The organism is Frigidibacter sp., assembly GCF_030695035.1.
Taxonomy (GTDB): Bacteria; Pseudomonadota; Alphaproteobacteria; order Rhodobacterales; family Rhodobacteraceae; genus Frigidibacter.
Genome location: NZ_JAUYTT010000012.1, coordinates 167,185 through 186,129, shown reverse-complemented (window position 1 = coordinate 186,129; position 18,945 = coordinate 167,185). Strand labels below are relative to the sequence as shown.

Annotated in this window: 16 protein-coding genes and 1 pseudogene; 10 read left to right on the top strand and 7 right to left on the bottom strand. The window is 68.0% G+C overall.

The genetic code is table 11. From position 1 onward, the window contains the following. Positions 1-91 precede the first annotated feature (91 nt). Positions 92-730: a J domain-containing protein gene (locus Q8S30_RS12235; RefSeq protein WP_305666296.1), complete on the bottom strand. Its 639-nt coding sequence runs from the start codon at positions 728-730 to the stop codon at positions 92-94. A gap of 114 nt (positions 731-844) precedes the next feature. Between Q8S30_RS12235 and Q8S30_RS12230 the strand changes: the two are divergent. Beyond that, a pseudogene (locus Q8S30_RS12230) lies at positions 845-1,101 on the top strand (BolA family protein). Here Q8S30_RS12230 and Q8S30_RS12225 read toward each other — a convergent pair. Further along, a complete protein-coding gene (locus Q8S30_RS12225; RefSeq protein ID WP_305666295.1) occupies positions 1,098-1,595 on the bottom strand; it encodes a DUF4177 domain-containing protein in 498 nt (165 codons plus the stop codon). The pseudogene Q8S30_RS12230 and the gene Q8S30_RS12225 overlap by 4 nt on opposite strands. A 136-nt stretch (positions 1,596-1,731) precedes the next feature. On the opposite strand from Q8S30_RS12225, the gene Q8S30_RS12220 reads away from it, so the two are divergent. Both Q8S30_RS12220 and Q8S30_RS12215 read left to right on the top strand, forming a co-directional pair. Next, positions 1,732-2,304 (top strand): NAD(P)H-dependent oxidoreductase, encoded by a 573-nt coding sequence (locus Q8S30_RS12220; protein ID WP_305666294.1) that lies wholly within the window; start codon positions 1,732-1,734, stop codon positions 2,302-2,304. 97 nt (positions 2,305-2,401) lie between these two features. Next, positions 2,402-4,027 carry a DNA methyltransferase gene (locus tag Q8S30_RS12215; protein ID WP_305666293.1) on the top strand — a complete coding sequence of 542 codons (1,626 nt, stop codon included), beginning with the start codon at positions 2,402-2,404 and terminating at the stop codon, positions 4,025-4,027. A 12-nt stretch (positions 4,028-4,039) separates the two neighbouring features. Here the strand turns inward: Q8S30_RS12215 and gatB are convergent, their stop codons facing one another. Further along, a complete protein-coding gene (gene gatB, locus Q8S30_RS12210; protein WP_305666292.1) occupies positions 4,040-5,551 on the bottom strand; it encodes an Asp-tRNA(Asn)/Glu-tRNA(Gln) amidotransferase subunit GatB in 1,512 nt (503 codons plus the stop codon). 388 nt (positions 5,552-5,939) lie between these two features. Here gatB and Q8S30_RS12205 point away from each other — a divergent pair, with 388 nt between their 5' ends. Beyond that, positions 5,940-6,491 (top strand): transglycosylase SLT domain-containing protein, encoded by a 552-nt coding sequence (locus Q8S30_RS12205; protein WP_305666291.1) that lies wholly within the window; start codon positions 5,940-5,942, stop codon positions 6,489-6,491. Between the two features lie 163 nt (positions 6,492-6,654). Here Q8S30_RS12205 and Q8S30_RS12200 read toward each other — a convergent pair whose 3' ends face one another. The 3 genes from Q8S30_RS12200 to pepN all read right to left on the bottom strand — a co-directional run bounded on the left by Q8S30_RS12200 (position 6,655) and on the right by pepN (position 10,625). Continuing rightward, entirely contained in the window at positions 6,655-7,536 is an 882-nt protein-coding gene (locus Q8S30_RS12200) for a lysophospholipid acyltransferase family protein (RefSeq protein ID WP_305666290.1), read from the bottom strand. 41 nt (positions 7,537-7,577) lie between these two features. Next, positions 7,578-7,832 carry a hypothetical protein gene (locus tag Q8S30_RS12195; RefSeq protein WP_305666289.1) on the bottom strand — a complete coding sequence of 85 codons (255 nt, stop codon included), beginning with the start codon at positions 7,830-7,832 and terminating at the stop codon, positions 7,578-7,580. 225 nt (positions 7,833-8,057) lie between these two features. Continuing rightward, positions 8,058-10,625, bottom strand: a complete 2,568-nt coding sequence (gene pepN / locus Q8S30_RS12190; protein ID WP_305666288.1) for an aminopeptidase N — start codon at positions 10,623-10,625, stop codon at positions 8,058-8,060. A gap of 516 nt (positions 10,626-11,141) precedes the next feature. Between pepN and Q8S30_RS12185 the strand changes: the two genes are divergently transcribed. The 6 genes from Q8S30_RS12185 to Q8S30_RS12160 all read left to right on the top strand — a co-directional run bounded on the left by Q8S30_RS12185 (position 11,142) and on the right by Q8S30_RS12160 (position 17,926). Further along, positions 11,142-13,304 (top strand): malate synthase G, encoded by a 2,163-nt coding sequence (locus Q8S30_RS12185; RefSeq protein WP_305666287.1) that lies wholly within the window; start codon positions 11,142-11,144, stop codon positions 13,302-13,304. Next, entirely contained in the window at positions 13,301-13,726 is a 426-nt protein-coding gene (locus tag Q8S30_RS12180) for a heme-binding protein (protein ID WP_305666286.1), read from the top strand. Before Q8S30_RS12185 ends, Q8S30_RS12180 begins: the two co-directional genes overlap by 4 nt. Positions 13,727-13,881: 155 nt before the next feature. Continuing rightward, the gene (locus tag Q8S30_RS12175; RefSeq protein WP_305666285.1) at positions 13,882-14,670 is read left to right on the top strand and encodes a gamma-glutamyl-gamma-aminobutyrate hydrolase family protein; all 789 of its coding nucleotides are present in this window, start codon (positions 13,882-13,884) and stop codon (positions 14,668-14,670) included. Positions 14,671-15,006: 336 nt separating this feature from the next. Beyond that, the gene (locus tag Q8S30_RS12170; RefSeq protein WP_305666284.1) at positions 15,007-16,293 is read left to right on the top strand and encodes a lipoprotein-releasing ABC transporter permease subunit; all 1,287 of its coding nucleotides are present in this window, start codon (positions 15,007-15,009) and stop codon (positions 16,291-16,293) included. Next, a complete protein-coding gene (locus tag Q8S30_RS12165; RefSeq protein ID WP_305666283.1) occupies positions 16,286-16,966 on the top strand; it encodes an ABC transporter ATP-binding protein in 681 nt (226 codons plus the stop codon). Before Q8S30_RS12170 ends, Q8S30_RS12165 begins: the two co-directional genes overlap by 8 nt. A 63-nt stretch (positions 16,967-17,029) precedes the next feature. Continuing rightward, positions 17,030-17,926, top strand: coding sequence for a DMT family transporter (locus Q8S30_RS12160; protein ID WP_305666282.1), 897 nt, complete (start codon positions 17,030-17,032; stop codon positions 17,924-17,926). 198 nt (positions 17,927-18,124) lie between these two features. On the opposite strand, the gene Q8S30_RS12155 is transcribed toward Q8S30_RS12160, so the two are convergent. After that, on the bottom strand, positions 18,125-18,883 hold the full coding sequence (locus tag Q8S30_RS12155) for a gamma-glutamylcyclotransferase (RefSeq protein ID WP_305666281.1): 759 nt from the start codon (positions 18,881-18,883) through the stop codon (positions 18,125-18,127). Positions 18,884-18,945: the final 62 nt, after the last annotated feature.

Genomic DNA, 18,945 nt, shown 5'->3' with positions numbered 1-18,945 from the left:
GATGGAACATATCGGCGGGGGGTGCAAGGGCGAGGGCTGCGCTGCAGCGGCGGTGAATGGCCGGGGCAGGGTGCCGCCCCGGGGAGGTGGGTCAGTCACGGAAGTTGCGGCTGTCCTTGATCTGGTCCCAGGCCCAGACGACCTCTTGCAGGCGGTCCTCGTCGCTGCGGTCGCCGCCATTCATGTCGGGATGCAGATCCTTGACGAGGCTTTTGTACTGCTTGCGGATCTCGGGCTTGGTCCAGGTGTCGCGGGCATCGAGGATCTCGATGGCCTTGCGTTCTGTCGGGGGCAGCTTGCGCGTGGCGCCCGATCCGCCGCCGCGGCCCGGGTTCTGCGTGGCGTTGGTGCCGAGGATCTCCAGCGGGTCATCGACGCCGAGGCGCTGCCAGGCGCGGTCTTCCTCGCGGCGCTGACCGAAGGGTTTGGTCTCGCGCCCCCAGAGCCGGTCCTTCTCGAGGAATTTCTGGAACTCCTCGTCGGTGGTGCCCTGGAAGAAGTTCCACTTCAGGTTGTACTCGCGCACATGGTCGCGGCAGAACCAGAAGAACTCGTCCAGATGGTCGGGGGACTTCGGCGCACGGTACTGGCCCTGCTCCTGGCAGCCCGGATGGTCGCAGGCGCGGGTCGACGACTCGAAGGCCCCCGACATGCCGCGCTTGCCTTTGGTGCGGCGCTTCTTGTCCGAGGACACGCGCAGATCGAAGTTGAAGGGGTCGTTCTTGGTCATGGGTACCCTGCGGTGCTGCCTTTCCGACTCGGGAGGGCAAGTTTAGGGTTTTTCACGCCGCTTTGAAGGGGCAGTGACGGTGCGGGTGCAAAATAGCGAGAAGGCGGGGCAGTTATGACGATATCGGAGGAGATACGCCAGAGGTTAGAAGCGGGTTTGCACCGGAGACGCTAGAGGTGGCGGATGAGAGCGAGAGCCACCGCGGCCATGCGGGCTGGCGCGAGGGCGGGGAGACGCATTTCCGGGTACGGATTCGCGCAAGCGAGCTGGGGCCGATGTCGCGGCTGGCGCGGCACCGGGCGGTGCATGCGGCGCTGGGGCCGGAGCTGATGGCGCGCCTGCATGCGCTGGCGGTGGATGCGGCTGGCTAGTCCGCGGGGCCGAGGCGCGGGGCCTTGCCGGGTTCGGGCGCGGGGCTGACCTTGGGCGCGTCCCCCAGCGGAGCGGTGGCGCGCAGGGTCGGGGCCGGCTCTTCGTCATCGGCTTCGCTGGCCGGGTCCGCGGGGGTGCGCGTCGGCTGGCCAAAGCTGGTGAGGCCGGGGGCGGCGACCAGCGGGCGCTGCGGCGCGGGCGGCTGCGCGGCTGCGGGCGGCGCGGCCAGCGCGCGTGGCATTTCCACCGCGGCGACGGCGGCGGGGATGCGGCGGAAGGTCAGCAGGTTCTGATAGGTGGTGGTGCGGCTGGTCAGGCCCGACCGTTCCTCGCAGGGCAGGGTATCGGCGCGCAGGTATTCCCAGCCGTCGCGGCCCATCTCGTTCATCAGTTCGGTCATCGCATGGGCAAACCGCTCACCCGTGGTCTTCAGCCCGCGGACCTTTTCGCCGCGGCCGGGTGCCGGGATGACCTTGTACTCGTATCGCTGCATGACGTCTTCGTCTCCCTTGCCCCGAAGGTAGCGGCATCGGTTGCCTATGGGCCACAGCCACGCCGATTGCGCAAGATCAAGGCGCGGGCGGCTCGGCGGTTTCATGCTTCCTAACGGGCGGTAGCGGAGCAAGGCCATGAACATCCTCGTGATCCAGGGGCATCCGGACAGCGGCGCCCCGCATTTTTGCCACGCGCTGGCGGAGGCCTATGCCGGCGCGGCGGAGGCGGCGGGGCATGGCGTGCGGCGCATCGACGTGGGGGCGGAGGCGGTGACGCTGCTGCACTCGCGCGCCGAATGGAGGGAGCCGGCGCCGGGATGGGCGGCCGAGGGGCAGGCGGCGATCCTCTGGGCCGACCATCTGGTGCTGGTCTTCCCGCTGTGGCTGGGCGGGATGCCGGCGCGGCTGAAGGCGTGGCTGGAGCATGTGTTCCGCGAGGACTTTGCCTTCCGGCGCGGGGCGAAGGGGTGGGAGCGGCATCTGCGCGGCAAATCGGCAAGGGTGGTGGTGACGATGGGGATGCCGGCGCCGGTCTACGCGCTGTGGTACGGCGCGCATGGCACGGCGCAGCTGTCGCGGTCGATCCTGGGGTTCTCGGGCATAAGGCCGGTGCGGGAAACACGGGTGGGGATGGTCGAGGGGATGACTGCGGCAGCGCGGGAGGCCTGGCTGGGGCGGATGCGCGGGCTGGGGGCGAAGGCGGGGTAAGCCAAGCGCGCGATTGCCGAGCGGATGCCCGCGGGTTAACACTTTGGTGACCACGGGGCGGGCAAGCTTCGGGCAGGAGTGGGCAGGGGCAGACGGCATGGCGAACCATCTTTACTATGGCGACAATCTGGCCGTGCTGCGGGACAGCATCCGCGATGAGAGCGTCGATCTGATCTATCTCGACCCGCCGTTCAATTCCAACGCCAGCTACAACGTGCTGTTCAAGGGCGGCGACGGCGCGCAATCGGCGGCGCAGATCGAGGCGTTTGACGATACCTGGCATTGGAACGACAGCGCCGAGGAGGCGTTCGGCGAGGTGATGCGGGGCGGCAATGCGGCGGCCAGCACCATGCTGCGGGCGATGCGGTCGTTTCTGGGCGACAATGACATGATGGCCTATCTTGCCATGATGGCGGTGCGGCTGATCGAATTGCACCGGGTGCTGAAGCCGACCGGGAGCCTCTATCTGCACTGCGACCCAACGGCGAGCCACTATCTGAAGGTGCTTCTGGATGCGGTGTTTGGGGCGAAGTTTTTCCGCAATGAAATTGTTTGGAAGCGGACGTTTTCGCACGGTGACCCCAAGGGAAAATTTGGCGACATTACGGACAAGATTTTCTTCTACACGAAGACGAACAAGTATCTGTTTCACCCGCAATTTTCCGTCGTTTCTGCGGAGAAGGCCGAAAAGATATACCGCAGTAAGGATGCTGATGGGCGTCGATGGCAATCAGTTACGCTCAGAAGCCCAAGCCCGCGTCCAAATTTGCACTATCCTTACACCGCGTCGAATGGAGTTACGTATCAGCCGCACCCAAACGGCTGGTCGTGCAACTTGGAGAGAATGCAAACCTACGATGCTGAAGGGCGCCTTCATTTTCCTTTGAACCCGTCGGGAGCGATGCGGTTGAAAATGTATGCAGACGAAAGCGCCGGACACCGTGTGCAAAACCTGTGGGAGGACATACCGCCAATTGGCGCTCAAGCCCAAGAACGCCTCGGCTACCCCACCCAAAAACCCGTCGCGCTGCTGGAGCGCATTCTCAACGCCTCGTCCAATCCCGGCGATGTGGTGCTCGATCCGTTCTGCGGTTGCGGCACCACGGTTCATGCGGCGCAGAAGCTGGGGCGGCAATGGATCGGCATCGACGTGACCCACCTTGCCATCGGGCTGATCGAGAAGCGGCTGCGCGATGCCTTTCCGGGCGTGGAGTTCACCACCCACGGCGTGCCGCAGGATATTGGCGGCGCGCGCGAGCTGGCGGCGCGGGGCAAGTATCACGAGTTTGAAAAATGGGCGCTGTCGCTGATTGCGGCGCAGCCCGGCAACCTGTCGAAGAAGGGCGCCGACAAGGGCATCGACGGCAACCTGTGGTTCGGCGCGAAATCCGAGGGTCGCGCCATCGTCAGCGTCAAGGCCGGCGGCAATGTCGGCGTGGGCATGGTGCGCGACCTGCGCGGCGTGATCGAGCGCGAGGGGGCGGGGGTCGGCATCTTGCTGACGCTGACCGAGCCGACGCGCCCGATGCTGACCGAGGCGGCGGGGGCCGGGCAGTATGAGCTGCCGGGCTTTGCCCCGGTGCCGCGGCTGCAGATCGTGACGGTGGAGGAGGCGATGCGCCTGCGCGACCGCGCCCTGCGCCTGCCCGCGCGGCGCGACGATGCCTTCAAGCGCGCAGTGGTGGAGAAGGACCCCGGCGCGCAGGGGCGGCTGGATCTGTAGGCGGCCGGGGCGTTACAGCCCCAGCTTCCGTGCCACCATCTCGTTCACCACGGCCGGGTTGGCCTTGCCGCCGGTGGCTTTCAGCACCTGTCCGGTGAACCAGCCGGCGAGCTTGGCATTGGCGCGGGCCTTTTCCACCTGCGCCGGGTTGGCGGCGATGATCTCGTCCACCGCCGCCTCGATGGCGCCGGTGTCGGTGACCTGCTTCATGCCGCGGGCGGCGGCGATATCGGCGGGGTCACCGCCCTCGGTCCACAGGATCTCGAACAGGTCCTTGGCCATCTTGCCGGAAATCTCGCCCGAGCCGATCAGGTCCAGCACGCCGCCAAGCTGCGCGGCGGAGAGCGGGCTTTCGGCGATGCCGAGGCTTTCCTTGTTCAGGCGGCCGAACAGCTCGTTGATGACCCAGTTGGCGGCGGTCTTGCCGTCGCGGCCCATCGCCACCGCCTCGAAGAAGACGGCGTTTTCCTTTTCGGCGGTCAGCACCGAGGCGTCATAGTCGGTCAGCCCGAAATCGCCCATGTAGCGGGCTTTGCGGGCGTCGGGCAGCTCGGGCATGGTGGCGGCGATGTCATCGACCCAAGCCTGCTCGATCTCCAGCGGCAGCAGGTCGGGGTCGGGGAAGTAGCGGTAGTCATGCGCCTCTTCCTTGGACCGCATCGAGCGGGTCTCGCCCTTGTCGGGATCGTAGAGCCGGGTTTCCTGAACAATCGACCCGCCATCCTCCAGAATCGCGATCTGGCGGCGGGCCTCATAGTCGATGGCGGCCTGGATGAAGCGCAGCGAGTTCATGTTCTTGATCTCGCAGCGGGTGCCCAGATGGCTGAAATCCTGGGTTTCCTGATAGCGCTCATACGCGCCCGGCTTGCAGACCGAGACGTTCACATCGGCGCGCAGGTTGCCGTTCTGCATGTTGCCATCGCAGGTGCCAAGGTAGCGCAGGATCTGGCGCAGCTTGGCGACATAGGCGGCGGCCTCTTCGGGGCCGCGGATGTCGGGGCGGCTGACGATCTCCATCAGCGCGACGCCGGTGCGGTTCAGGTCCACGAAGGACATGTTGGGGTCCATGTCGTGGATCGACTTGCCGGCATCCTGCTCGAGGTGGATGCGCTCGATGCGCACGCGGCGCGCGACGCCCGGGCCCATGTCGACGATGACTTCGCCCTCACCCACGATGGGATGGTAGAGCTGGCTGATCTGGTAGCCCTGCGGCAGGTCGGGGTAGAAGTAGTTCTTGCGGTCGAAGGCAGAGCGCAGGTTGATCTGCGCCTTCAGCCCCAGCCCGGTGCGCACGGCCTGCGCGACGCAAAATTCGTTCACCACCGGCAGCATCCCCGGCATCGCCGCATCGACGAAGGCGACATTGGCATTGGGCTCGGCCCCGAAGGTGGTGGAGGCGCCGGAGAACAGCTTGGCGTTGGAGGCGACCTGGGCATGGACCTCGAGCCCGATCACCAGTTCCCACTCGGCCTTGGCGCCGGAGATCACCTTGGGCTGCGGGGCGGTGAAGGTCAGGTCGAGCATGGGGAATGCCTTATGTTTGCGGATCGCGCCTTCATACGGCGCGGGGGCGGGCCGGGCAAGGGTGGAGGGGAAGGGGGTGTTTGGGCGCTGCCCGGCGGCGCTGAAGCGCCTTGTTCCGGGCAAGGGAAGAAGGGGGGCAGTCCTCCCGGACAACAGGTTCCGAAACCGTTAACGCAATCTTGCGGATTCTGTCGGCTTTGCGCGGGTTTCCGCCGAGGAAGCGAGGATTCGCCTAGGCGGTTTTCCGCGAATTGTCAGCTCGGGGCCTTTGCGGGCAAAAGGGCCGCTGCCGGATGCATGGGTCCGGTGCCACAGTCCGGGTCCGATGACACCTTTCCGCCTTCCCCGTTCGTTTGCACTCTGTGCGTTTGTCTTCCTCGCTGCCTGCGTGCAGCCGGTCGAGGCCCCGGCCACTGCGCCGGTCACCCGCTGGGACCACCGTCCCGAGGCGCTGAGCTGGACCGAGGCGACGCTGACCGCGCTGGAAACCGACGGGGCCGTGCTGGCCACCACCGTTCCCACCGATATCGCCACCTTCTGCCCCGGCTATGCGACGGCCTCGCTGGAAGAGCGTGAGGCGTTCTGGGTCGGGATGCTGTCGGCGCTGGCCAAGCATGAAAGCACCTGGAACCCCAAGGCGAGTGGCGGCGGCGGGCAATGGCTGGGGCTGATGCAGATCGCGCCGGGCACGGCGCGGGCCTATAACTGCGAGGCGACTTCGGCTTCGGCGCTGAAGGATGGCTCGGCCAACCTCGCCTGCGCGGTGAAGATCGCGGCGCGGCAGGTCGGCAAGGACCGGGCGATCCTGTCGAACGGGCGGGGCGGCTGGGCGGGGCTGGCGCGCGACTGGGCGCCGATGCGGTCTTCGGGCAAGGTTGCCGAGATGGCGAGCTGGACCAAGGCGCAGCCCTATTGCCGGGTGCCGAGCTCGCGTACCTGAGGCTTTCGGGACTTGAGGTAGACGGGCAGGCTTCGGCCTGCCCTTTTGCGTTCCGGGGCTTTGGGGGCCAGCGGCGGGGGCTTTTTGCGCCCCCGCACCCCCGCAGGATATTTGAGGCAAAGCTGGAAGGCGCGCGCGCCGGGGGATGACCCCGCCGCGTGGGTCAGCCGCGAATCACGGCCGGGCGGCGCTTGGGCAGCAGCTTGCGCGTGGCGTCGATCATCGAGATGCCGCGGCCATCGGGCTGGCCCAAAGCCAAGGTCTCTGCCTTCAGCATCGCGATGCCCTCGGCCGAGGTTTCCGGCAGACGCTCCGGCGGGATCGGGCGGCCCACGGTCACGCGATAGGGCTGGCGGCCCTTGTTCAGCGTTTCATGGAACAGGGTGATGTCGCGCAGGGTGGGGTGGATCAGGTCGAAGAGGTAGAACAGCGCCGAGTTGCGGGCGCGGATGTTCAGCGGGATCACCGGGATGTCGAACTTGCGTGCGATCATCGCGGCAGAGGGCATCCAGTCGCGCTCATAGAGCCGGAGGCCGCGGCGCTTGGCCAGACGGCCCGAGGGGAAGATCACCCCGAGGCGGCCCTGATCGAGCGCGGCGCGGGTCAGCGTCATCGTTTCGCGGGTCTTGGCGAGGGTACGCTTGTCCATGCGCCATTCGACCGGCAGGATCAGGCTGCTCATCTGCGGCAAGATCCGCAGGATATCGGAATTGGCATAGATGAAGAGGTCGGGGCGGATCGATTGCAGCACCGACCACAGGATGATGCCATCGGCTATGCCGGTCGGGTGGTTGGCCACCACCATCGCCGGGCCGTTGCGCGGGATATTGTCGAGCCCGGTGACCTGCACGTCCTGCGCGATGATCTGAGCCATGGTCGCCATGATGCGTTCCGTCGGCTCATGCTCCACCGCCGTGCCGATGGCGACGGTCTTGGGATAGCCAAGGAGGCGCGTCAGCAGATGCCGCGCGACGGTATGATGCGGACGCCCGGTGAAGAGCCACGGCGCGCGTTCCGCGATTAAGGGGTCGATCTTGTCCTGCATGGCACACTCCGAACACAGGCTGACAACAGGAATATGACAGCTTAGTTCCCTGCGCCAGTGGGCCGCGTTCCCGGCCGCGGGATCGGCGGAAGCCTGCCGTGGGCCGTGTCTTGCGCGGCGGCGGGCAGATGCAGCTGGCCGGCGAGCCTATGCAGTGCCAACGCGACAAGCGCAAGCGCGAAGGGCAGCAGCGGCCAGAGCCCGCCGCGCCACAGCGCCAGCGCCGCCAGCAACCCCGCCCACAGCGCCAGATACTGCCCGGGCCTTGGCCGCAGCGCAGGGTCGGGGCGGGTCATGGCGAGGTCGGGATGGTGGCTGCGCATGGCGGAAAGAGGCCGCCGAATTGTGGCGCGATTGTGGCGGGGGGCTTTGGAGATTGGCACGTGCGGAAACAGCGCATGACAGAAGATCTCACTGTTTCCATATCATGGACAATACTGCTCCGATCCTTGCCGATCCGGGTAATTCTGCGGCGGCCCGGCCGCCCCGGCCGCCGCGGACATCGCTGCGTTTCCGTCTGGTCAGGCGTCTCCGGCCTTGAGGATTCGCCCCACCATCTCCGCGGTATCGCGGCTGAGTCCCGGGCGCGCGGCGATGCTTTGCAGTGCCTCGCGCGCCTGTGCCCGGCGGTCCGCATCGTAGCGGGTCCAGGTCTCGAAGGCGGTGCTCATCCGCGCCGTGGTCTGCGGGTTCACCGCGTCGAGCTTGATCAGCCAGTCGGCCAGCAGCCGGTAGGCGGCGCCCGAGGGGTGGTGGAAACCGGCATGGTTTTCCGCCAGCGCGCCCATGACGGAGCGGAAGCGGTTGGGGTTCTTCCAGTCGAAATCTGGGTGCCGGGTCAGGGCGCCGGCGACTTCGGCCAGACGCTCTGGCGCGGCATGCAGCACCTGCACCATGAACCATTTGTCGATGACCAGCCGGTTGCCCTGCCAGCGCTGGTGGAAGGCGGCCAGTTCCGCCTCGCCGCGGCCCGCGTCGAGCAGGCAGGCCAGCGCGCCGAGGCTGTCGGTCATGTTGTCCGCTTCGGCATGGGCGCGGGTGGCGGCGTCGCCACCGTCCAGCCGCGTCAGCAGGCCGAGGCAGGCGAGGCGCAGCGCGCGGCGCCCGGCAGCCTCGGCGCCGGGGTTGAACGGGCCGGGGCTGGCGAGGCCTTGGATCATGCCGGGCAGCACCGGGGCGAGGCGCTGCGCCAGCGCCAGCTGCAGGCGCTTGCGGGCGGCGTGGATCGCCTCGGGGTCGGGCACTACACCAGCGGCGTGCAGCGTCTGCGCCATGTCATCCTCGGCCGGCATCCGCAGGCAGAGCGCCCGGAAGGCCGGGTCGAGCGTTTCATCGCGCACCACCGCCTCCAGCCCCGCTAGCAGGTCGGCGGCAGGCTCTGCGCCCTCCGCCACCATCCGCGCCAGCACGTCCTTGGCGAGCGCCCGGCCCGCCTCCCAGCGGTTCACCGGGTCGGTGTCATGCGCCAGCAGGAAGGCGCGCTCGCCGGGCGGGGCGGTGCGGTCCAGCACCACGGGGGCCGAGAAGCCGCGCAGGATCGAGGGGACGGGGCGGGCGGAGAGGCCCTCGAAGCGGAAGCTCTGTTCGGCTTCCGTCATCTCCAGCACGGTGGTCGGCAGCACCTCATCGCCATTGGGGTTGAGGAGGCCAAGCGCGATCGGGATCACCCGCGGCGGCTTGTCCGGCTGGCCGGGGGTAGGGGGCGTTTCCTGCCGGAAGGTCAGCGTGTAGGTGCCGTCGCGCCAGTCGTCCTGCACCGCCAGCCGCGGGGTGCCGGCATCGGTATACCAGCGCTTGAACTGCGTCAGGTCGCGGCCCGTCGCATCCTCGAACACCTTCAGCCAGTCCTCGATGGTGGCGGCGTCCCCGTCATGCCGGTCGAAATAGAGGTCGAGCGCGGCCTTGTAGCCCTCCTCCCCCACCAGCCGCTTGAGCATGCCGATCACCTCGGCGCCCTTTTCGTAGATGGTGGCGGTGTAGAAATTGTTGATCTCGACATAAGCATCGGGGCGCACGGGGTGCGCCAGCGGCCCCATATCCTCGCGGAACTGGCGGGCGCGGAGCGTCAGCACATCCTCGATCCGCTTCACCGGGGCGGATCGCATGTCGGACATGAACTGCTGGTCGCGGAAGACGGTCAGCCCTTCCTTGAGGCAGAGCTGGAACCAGTCGCGGCAGGTGATGCGGTTGCCGGTCCAGTTGTGGAAATACTCATGGGCGATGACCCGTTCGATGCGCTCGTAATCGGTGTCGGTCGCGGTGTCGGAGGTGGCCAGCACCAGCTTGGAGTTGAAGATGTTCAGCCCCTTGTTCTCCATCGCGCCCATGTTGAAGTCGTCGACGGCGACGATGTTGAAGACGTCGAGGTCATATTCGCGGCCATAGACCTGCTCGTCCCATTCCATCGAGCGTTGCAGGGCATCCATGGCGAAGGCGCAGCGATCCTCGTCGCCGGGGCGGACCCAGATGTTGAGAGGGGTGGCGCGGCCCGAGCGGGTGGTGAAGCTGGCGAAATGCGCGACCAGATCGCCGGCGACGAGGGCGAAGAGGTAGGCGGGCTTGGGCCAGGGATCGACCCATTCCGCCCAGCCGGGGCCGGAGGCGGCGGGATTGCCGTTGGACAGCAGCACCGGCATGTCCGATTCGATGCGCACGCGGAACGGGGCCATCACGTCGGGGCGGTCGGGGTAGAAGGTGATCTTGCGGAAGCCCTCGGCCTCGCATTGCGTGCAGTAGATGCCGCCGGACATGTAGAGGCCTTCGAGCGCGGTGTTGCCTTCGGGGGCGATCTCGACCTCGGCCTCCAGCGTGAAGGGTGTGGCGGGGAGGAGGGCGGCGGGGATGGTGATGCCCTCGGCGTCGCGGGCGACGTCCGTCAGTGGCGCGCCATCGAGGGTGAGAGAGATGAGGGTCAGGTTCTCGCCGTGCAGGTACAGGGGCTGGCCGGGGACAGTGGGCACAAGGCTCAGGCGCGAGAGGACGCGGGTGCGGGTGGGATGCAGGCGGAAGGTCAGCGCCACCTGCTCGACGGTGAAGGGGAAGGGGGCGTAGTCGGCGAGGAGGGTGGGCTGGGGGGCGGTATCGGTCACGGGATGCGTCCTTCTGGGGGAAGCCGGGGATCGGGGGAGCCTAGGGTGCGGGGCGGTGGGGTTCAACCTTGAGTGGGGGCTTGGGGTGATGGCCCAGATGCCTTGGCTGGCATTGCTGCGGTTTCTTCGGGCGGGAACAGGCGAGGCACTGCCTCGCCCCGCCCGTGCGCGACCTGTCCACCAGCGGCATCGGCCACACAAAACCGAATGAGGACAGCGCCCGACCTGGCGGGCGAGAAGCGCCCGCCGGGGGCGGGGCGGGCGCTGGCCGGGCCCTTTGGGGGCCCGTCCGGTGCTGGTGGAGAAGGCGCGGCGTGGCGAAGGCGATGGCCTTCGCCAAGGATAGGGAGCGGGCCATCGGGCCGTCGCACACCCCAAACACCCGCCCACCAAATCATCACCCGCGGGCCAGAACAGGCCGACCGGGCGAAACTGCCGCCCGCTTTCTTGCGCCGCTGCGGCCGCTCGCCTATTGCTGGGTCGGCCCGTGCGCGGGCAATTGCGAGGGAGAGACGCATGAGCGAACGCGTGGACCGCCACGGCCTGCAGGTCGATACGGTGCTGGCCGATTTCATCGAAACCTCGGCGTTGCCGGGCACCGGGGTGGAGCCGGGCGCTTTCTGGGCCGGGCTCTCGGCGCTGATCCACGACCTTGGCCCCAAGAACCGCACCTTGCTGGCGCGGCGCGAGGAGCTGCAAAAGCAGATTGACGCCTGGCATACCGCCCGGCGCGGGCAGGTGCATGACGCCGAGGCCTACACCGCCTTCCTGCGCGAGATCGGGTATCTGCTGCCCGAGGGGCCCGATTTCACGCTTGCCACCGAAAACACCGATCCCGAGATCGCCACGCTGGCCGGCCCGCAGCTGGTGGTGCCGATCACCAATGCCCGCTACGCGCTGAACGCGGCGAATGCCCGCTGGGGCTCGCTCTACGATGCGCTCTACGGCACCGACGCGCTTGGCGATGCGCCTGAAGGCAAGGGCTATGACGAGGCTCGGGGCGCGCGGGTGATCGGCTGGGCAAAGGACTTCCTCGATCAGGCGGTGCCGCTGGACGGCGCCTCCTGGACCGCGGCGCAGGCGCTGACGGTTGCGGAGGGCGCGCTGCGGGTGCGGACCGAGGCGGGCGAGATCACTCTCACCGACCTGTCGCAATTCGCTGGCCATGCTGGCGAGGCGAGCGCCCCCGAGCAGATCCTGCTCAAGCACAATGGCCTGCATATCGAGATCCTGATCGACCCCGCCAGCCAGATCGGCGCCACCGACCCGGCCGGTATCTCCGATGTCTGGCTCGAATCCGCCCTCTCCTCGATCATGGATTGCGAGGATTCGGTGGCCTGCGTCGATGCAGAGGACAAGGTGCTGGCCTATTCCAACTGGCTGGGCCTGATGCGCGGCGATCTGGCCGAGACCTTCACGAAGGGCGGCGAGACGCTGACGCGCCGCCTGAACCCGGATTTCGACTACATCGCCCCGGACGGCTCGACCCTCACCCTAAAATGCCGCGCGCTGATGCTGGTGCGCAATGTCGGCCACCTGATGACCACGCCCGCCATCCATGACCGCGAGGGCAATGAGGCTGGCGAGGGGCTGATGGATGCGATGGTCACCACGCTGATCGCGATGCACGATCTGCAGAAGACCGGGGGCCCGCGCAACTCGGCTCGCGGTTCGGTCTATGTGGTGAAACCCAAGATGCATGGGCCCGAGGAAGTGGCCTTTGCCGATGAGATATTCACCCGCGTGGAACAGGTGCTCGGCCTGCCCGCCAACACCGTCAAGCTGGGGATCATGGATGAGGAGCGGCGCACCAGCGTCAACCTCAAGGAATGTATCCGCGCGGCGATGCACCGGGTGGCCTTCATCAACACCGGCTTCCTCGACCGGACCGGGGATGAGATCCACACCGCGATGGAAGCGGGGCCGATGCTGCGCAAGGGCGAGATGAAGGCGCAGCCGTGGATTTCGGCCTATGAGGACCGGAACGTGGATATCGGGCTGGCCTGCGGGCTGCAGGGGAAGGCGCAGATCGGCAAGGGCATGTGGGCGGCGCCCGACCTGATGGCGGCGATGCTGGACCAGAAGATCGCGCACCCGATGGCCGGGGCGAACTGCGCCTGGGTTCCCAGCCCGACGGCGGCAACCCTGCATGCGGTGCATTACCACAAGGTCGATGTCTTCGCCCGGCAGGCCGAGATTGCGGCGATGAACCGGCCCGCGCGGCTTGGCGATCTGCTGACGCTGCCGCTGGCGACGGGGCGCAACTACTCGGACGCGGAAATCCGCGACGAGGTCGAGAACAACTGCCAGGGCATCCTTGGCTATGTCGTCCGCTGGGTCGATCAGGGCATCGGCTGCTCCAAGGTGCCCGACATCCATGACGTGGGGCTGATGGAGGACCGCGCGACCTGCCGCATCTCGGCGCAGGCGCTGGCGAACTGGCTGGCGCATGGCGTGGTGTCGGAATCGCAGGTGATGGACGCGCTGCGCAAGATGGCGGCGGTGGTGGACCGGCAGAATGCCGGGGACGCGGCCTATGTGCCGATGGCGCCCGATTTCACCGGCTATGCCTTCCAGGCGGCCTGCGATCTGGTGTTTCTGGGGAATGTGCAGCCTTCGGGCTATACCGAGCCGGTGCTCCATGCCCGGCGCGCGAAGGTCAAGGGAGCTGCAAGATGAGCCTCACACTGGCTGCCGCGCGGCAGATCATCGAGGTGGCGATGGAAACCGGGCGTGGGCAGGGCTGGAAGCCGCTGTCCGTCGTGGTGCTGGATGCTGGCGGCCATGTGCTGTCCTTCGACCGGCCCGATGGGGCCAGCCCCGGACGGTTCGAGATCGCCCGGGCCAAGGCGTATGGCGCGGTAATGCTGGGCATGGGCGGATCCGCGCAGATGGCGCGGGCCGAGGCTCAGGCCTATTTCATGGCGGCGGTGAATGGAGTTTTCGACGGCAAGGTGCTGCCCGTGCCGGGCGGCGTGCTGGTGCGCGGGCCGGGCGGTGCGGTGATCGGCGCGGTGGGTGTGACCGGCGATACCTCGGACAATGACGCCGCCGCGGCCTCGGCCGGTATCCGCGCGGCGGGGTTTGTGGCCGAGGCATAGCGGCTGCGCTGCGGGCAGGTCCGGGGGCGCCCGATCTGCCCGTTTCCCGGGCATCTGCCCTGATGCGCGGCGCACTGTGCGCAAGGGGCCCTTTCGCGCCGGGACTTCTGCGCCTATCTTCCCCTCATGCGACAGACATGCAGGAAGGACGCCCCATGACGCGCCCGGTCGTCGGGATCATCGGCAATTCGGCATTGCTGAATGACAGTTACCCCGCCCATGCCGGCGGGGTGATGAACAGCCAGGCGGTTGCGCAGGTGGCCGATTGCATCCCGCTGCTGATCCCCGCCGATCCCCGCTATATGACGGTGCCCGAACTGCTGGAGGTCTGCGATGGCTTCCTGCTGACCGGCGGGCGCCCCAATGTCCACCCTTCGGAATATGGTGAAGAGGAGACGCCCGCCCACGGTGCCTTTGACCGTTCGCGCGATGCGATCACCCTGCCGCTGATCCGCGCCTGTGTGGAGCGGGGCCAGCCCTTCTTCGGCATCTGCCGCGGGTTCCAGGAGGTGAACGTGGCGCTTGGCGGCACGCTCTACCCCGAGATCCGCGATCTGCCGGGGCGGATGAACCATCGGATGCCGCCCGATGGCACGCTGGAGGAGAAGTTCGAGCTGCGCCACACCGTGCGGTTCAGCGACGACGGCCCCTTCACGCGGCTGTTCGGCGCGCCCGAGGTGATGACCAACTCGCTGCACGGGCAGGGGATCAAGACCCCCGGCAAAAGCGTGGTGGTCGACGGGGTGGCGCCGGACGGCACCGCCGAGGCGCTGTATGTGGACGGCGCGCCGGGCTTCACGCTGTCGGTGCAGTGGCATCCGGAGTGGAATGCGGCGAACGACCCGGTCTCGCGCCCACTGTTCTGCGCCTTTGGCGAGGCGGTGCGGGCCTGGCGCAAGGGGCTGGCGCAGCCGGTTGCAGGGGTGGCACGGCTGAGTGCGTGATCGAAAACTGCGGCGCGACGGTTCCCTTCCAGAATTTCGGCCGTCGACGAAATTCTGATGTGCCCGCCCCCCCTTGGCGGGCACATACGTGCCCACCGGGGCGGTCACCTCAGAATTTGGCACCCTTCGGACCAAGCCCCACCCCCCCTTGCCCTGCGGCTTGCGCCTTCGGGCAACCGTCGCGGGTGACTTGCCACTGGCAAGTCCCCTGATCGCGCCGGAAACGGGCCCCGCACCCCCATCATCCTTTGGTGAGCCACCCCCACCACCCCGCGCCACCGCCTTGACCTTTCCCCCCCGCGCCGCCACGGTGCCGGCCGATCAAGGGAGCCCGTCATGGCCAGCCGCACCGCCCCGTTTGCACCGTTCGAATTCATGATCGCCTGGCGCTATCTGCGCGCCCGCCGTGCCGAGGGCGGGGTGTCGGTGATGACCTGGATCAGCCTGATCGGCATCACCCTCGCCGTTTTCGCGCTGATCGCCACGCTGTCGGTGCGCGCGGGCTTCCGGGCGGAGTTCGTCGATACCATCCTCGGCGCCAATGCCCATGTCACCGTCTACTCCGCGCCCGTCACCACCGAGACCGGGGCCACCATACGCACCATTGCCGACTACGAGGCGATGACGGCGCGGCTGGCCGAAGTGCCCGGCGTGACCAGCGCCGCGCCGCAGGTGCGCGGGCAGGCGATGGCGAGCGCCGGGGATCGGGCCGCTGCTGCCGATGTCTATGGCCTCAGCGCCGAAGACCTGGCCGCCATCCGCCGCGTCGCCGATCCTGAAACCTCGCAGGGCGACATTGCCCGGTTCGATGAGGGCATCGCCATCGGCTCGGTCATGGCGCAGGAGCTGGGGGTGGCCCTTGGCGACCGCATCCGCCTGATCCAGCCCAATGGCGCGCGCACCGCATTCGGCACCTCTGCCCGGGTGAATGCCTATGACGTCGTCTATATCTTCACGGCAGGCCGCTATGACATCGACCGCACCCGCATCTACATGCCCTTCGCCGAAGCGCAGAGCTATTTCAACCGCGAGGGCGTGGCGGATGAGATCGAGGTGATGGTCGAGGACCCCGAACAGGTGGACCGGCTGACCGTGCCCCTGCTGATGGCTGCGGGTCCGCAGGCCTATATCTGGACCTGGCGCGACAGTTCCGGCAGTTTCCTGCGCGCGCTGGATGTCGAGGACAACGTGATGTTCATCATCCTGTCGATCCTGGTGCTGATCGCGGCGATGAACATCACCTCGGGGCTGATCATGCTGGTCAAGAACAAGGGCCGCGACATCGGCATCCTGCGCACCATGGGGCTGACCGAAGGCTCGGTGCTGCGGGTGTTTTTCCTCTGCGGCACCTTCACCGGCGTGATCGGCACGGCGATGGGGGTGATCCTCGGCTGCCTCTTCGCGCTCTGGATCGACCCGATCTTCTCCTTCGTCAACTATGTCGCCGGGGGCGGGGTCTGGGACCCGTCGATCCGCGGCATCTACAACCTGCCGGCCAAGCTGCAACTCGCCGATGTGCTGAAGGCGGCGGGGCTGTCGCTGGCGCTGTCCTTCGTCGTCACGATCTTTCCCGCGCGCCGTGCCGCCCGGATGAACCCGGTGGAGGCCCTGCGCTATGAGTGAAACGGTGCTGGATCTGGTGGGGCTGGAGAAGGTCTACAACCGCGGCAAGCCGTCGGAAGTGGCGGTGCTGCGCGGCGTGGACCTGACGGTCGCGCGCGGCGAGGTGGTGGCGCTGGTCGCGCCCTCGGGCGCCGGGAAATCGACGCTGCTGCATATCGCGGGGCTGCTGGATACGCCGGATGCCGGCACCGTGGCGATCGAGGGCGAGGCGATGGCCGGCCTCGGCGACCGCCGCCGCACCGAGGTGCGCCGCCGCAAGGTCGGCTTCGTCTACCAGTTCCACCACCTGCTGCCCGAGTTCACCGCCGCCGAGAATATCGTGCTGCCGCAGCTGGCAAACGGCATTCCCCGCGCCGAGGCCGAGGCGCGGGCGCGTGACCTTCTGGACCGTGTCGGCATTCTGCCCCGCGCGGACCACCGCCCCGCGGCCCTGTCGGGCGGCGAGCAGCAGCGGGTGGCCTTCTGCCGCGCGCTGGCCAATGCGCCCTCGCTGCTGCTGGCGGATGAGCCGACCGGCAACCTCGACCCCGGCACCTCGGACCGGGTCTTCGGCGCGCTGATGGAGCTGGTGCGGGCCACCGGCCTTTCGGCGCTGATCGCCACGCACAACCTCGAGCTCGCGGCGCGGATGGACCGGGTGGTGCGGCTGGATGCGGGGCGTGTGGTTGTCTGACGCGGCTTCCACCCCGTCCTCGAACGGCACCGAAATGCACGAACCTTCCAGAATCCCCCGCTGATGGCCGACCTTGCCACAAGTGAGCGGTCCACCCAGCTTGCCGGCATCCTGCTGCGCGTTGCCGCCGCCGGACTGATGGTGGCGATGTCGGCCTGCGTGAAGATGGCCGCCGCGCAGGTAGAGCTGGGGCAGGTGATCTTCTGGCGCTCGGCCGTCTCGCTGCTGCCCATCGTCGTCTTCCTCGCGCTGCGGCACGACTTCCCCGGCGGTCTGCGCACCAGCCGGCCCCGGGCGCATCTCCTGCGCAGCGGGCTTGGCTTCGTCACGATGGTCTGCTCCTTCGTGTCGTTCAAATACCTGTCGCTGGCCAATGCCACGGCGCTGAGCTTCCTCGTGCCGCTGATCACCTTGCCACTGGCGGGCCTGATGCTGCGCGAGCGGATCACGCCGCGCATCCTGCTTTGCGTGGGGCTGGGGTTCGTGGGCGTTCTGGTGCTGCTCGGCCCCGACCTTTCGGCCCCCGGAGCGGACAGCGGCTTCCTTCTCGGCGTCGCGGGCGGGCTGGGATATGCGCTCTCGATGTCGGTCCTGCGCATCTTCATCAAGCGGATGACGGTGACCGAGACCTCCTCGGCCATCGCCTTCTACTTCGGCCTCACCTGCGCCGGGATCGCGCTGACCTCGCTGCCCTTCGGCTGGACGATGCCGGAGGCGGAGACATGGGCCTACCTGATCGGGGCTGGCCTGTTGGGAGGCGTCGGCCATATCGCCGCGACCGAAGCCATCGCCCGCGCGCCCGTGTCCCTGCTGGGGCCGTTCGAATACACGGCGCTGATCTGGGCGATGCTGCTCGACATCGCCTTGTTTGCTGCGTTTCCGCAGACACTGGCGGTGCTGGGGGGCGGGATCATCATCGTTGCGGCGATATTGGCGAGTGGGTCACGGGTGGCGAGATGAGGGATCTGGTTGGAGCGCACAGGCAGAGGGGAGTGCCCGTCCGCCGGGTGGGCGAGCAACGGCGGTTCTAGGCGCTTTATGGTACGGCCACCTCCACCGGCGTTCTAGGCGCAACGGTCAAGAAGCGCCCGCCCGAGGGGGCGGACGGGCGCTGAACGGCGGCGCTGAAGCGCCTTGATTCCGGGCAAGAAAGAAGGCCTAGGAGACGGGGTCCGAGCCCGCCTCCCCCCACCGCGCCACCTCTTCCGCCACCAGATGCTGCAGGTGCCACAGGTTCTTATCCCGCAGGCCGTATTCGTCCATCTTGGCGACGGTGCTGTAGAGGTATTCCGCCCCCGACCCGGCATGTCCGCAGGCATGGGCCAGCCGCCAGGCCACCGTCTCGGGCGCCAGGCCGGAGGTGACGATCGGCCCCTTCGGCCCGGCCCAGAAGGTCAGCGCCCGGACCTCGTCCCCGTCCGAGCGGGTCTTGATCCAGCGCGCCATATCGGCATGTTCGCGCGCCGGCATCTCGCGGCGCAGCAGAGCGTCCAGCCCCTCCGCCTCCTGCCCCGGCGCGATCTCCATCAGCAGGCCGGTGGTCGAGCCGCCCCGCTCCAGCGCCATCATCAGCCCCGGGATCTCGGGCGAGCCGCGCCAGCTGGTCAGCTCAAGGCAGAAGCTGCGATGCCAGCCATGCGCCACGGCGGGGCGGATCCGGCCCACGGCAAAGCCCGGGTTCCAGATCAGCGAGCCATAGGCGAAGACCCAGAGCGGGCCCTTGTGGCCCTGCAGGATCCCGTCCGCCATCCGGGCATAGTCGTCATCGGTCAGCAGGGTGAAGCTGGGATCCGGCCCGGGGTCCGGAACCTCGCGCCGGGTGCGCTGCACCTGCTCGGGCGTCAGCGTCATCGGCCGGGTGATCGGATGAAACACGCGCCGCGCGGGGGCGCGGAGCGGCTGGGAGGAGTCAGGCATGGGGCGTTCGCTGTGCTTTGGGGCAGGGGCGCGAGGCCGGTTCGCGGCGGCCTCGGGTCCAA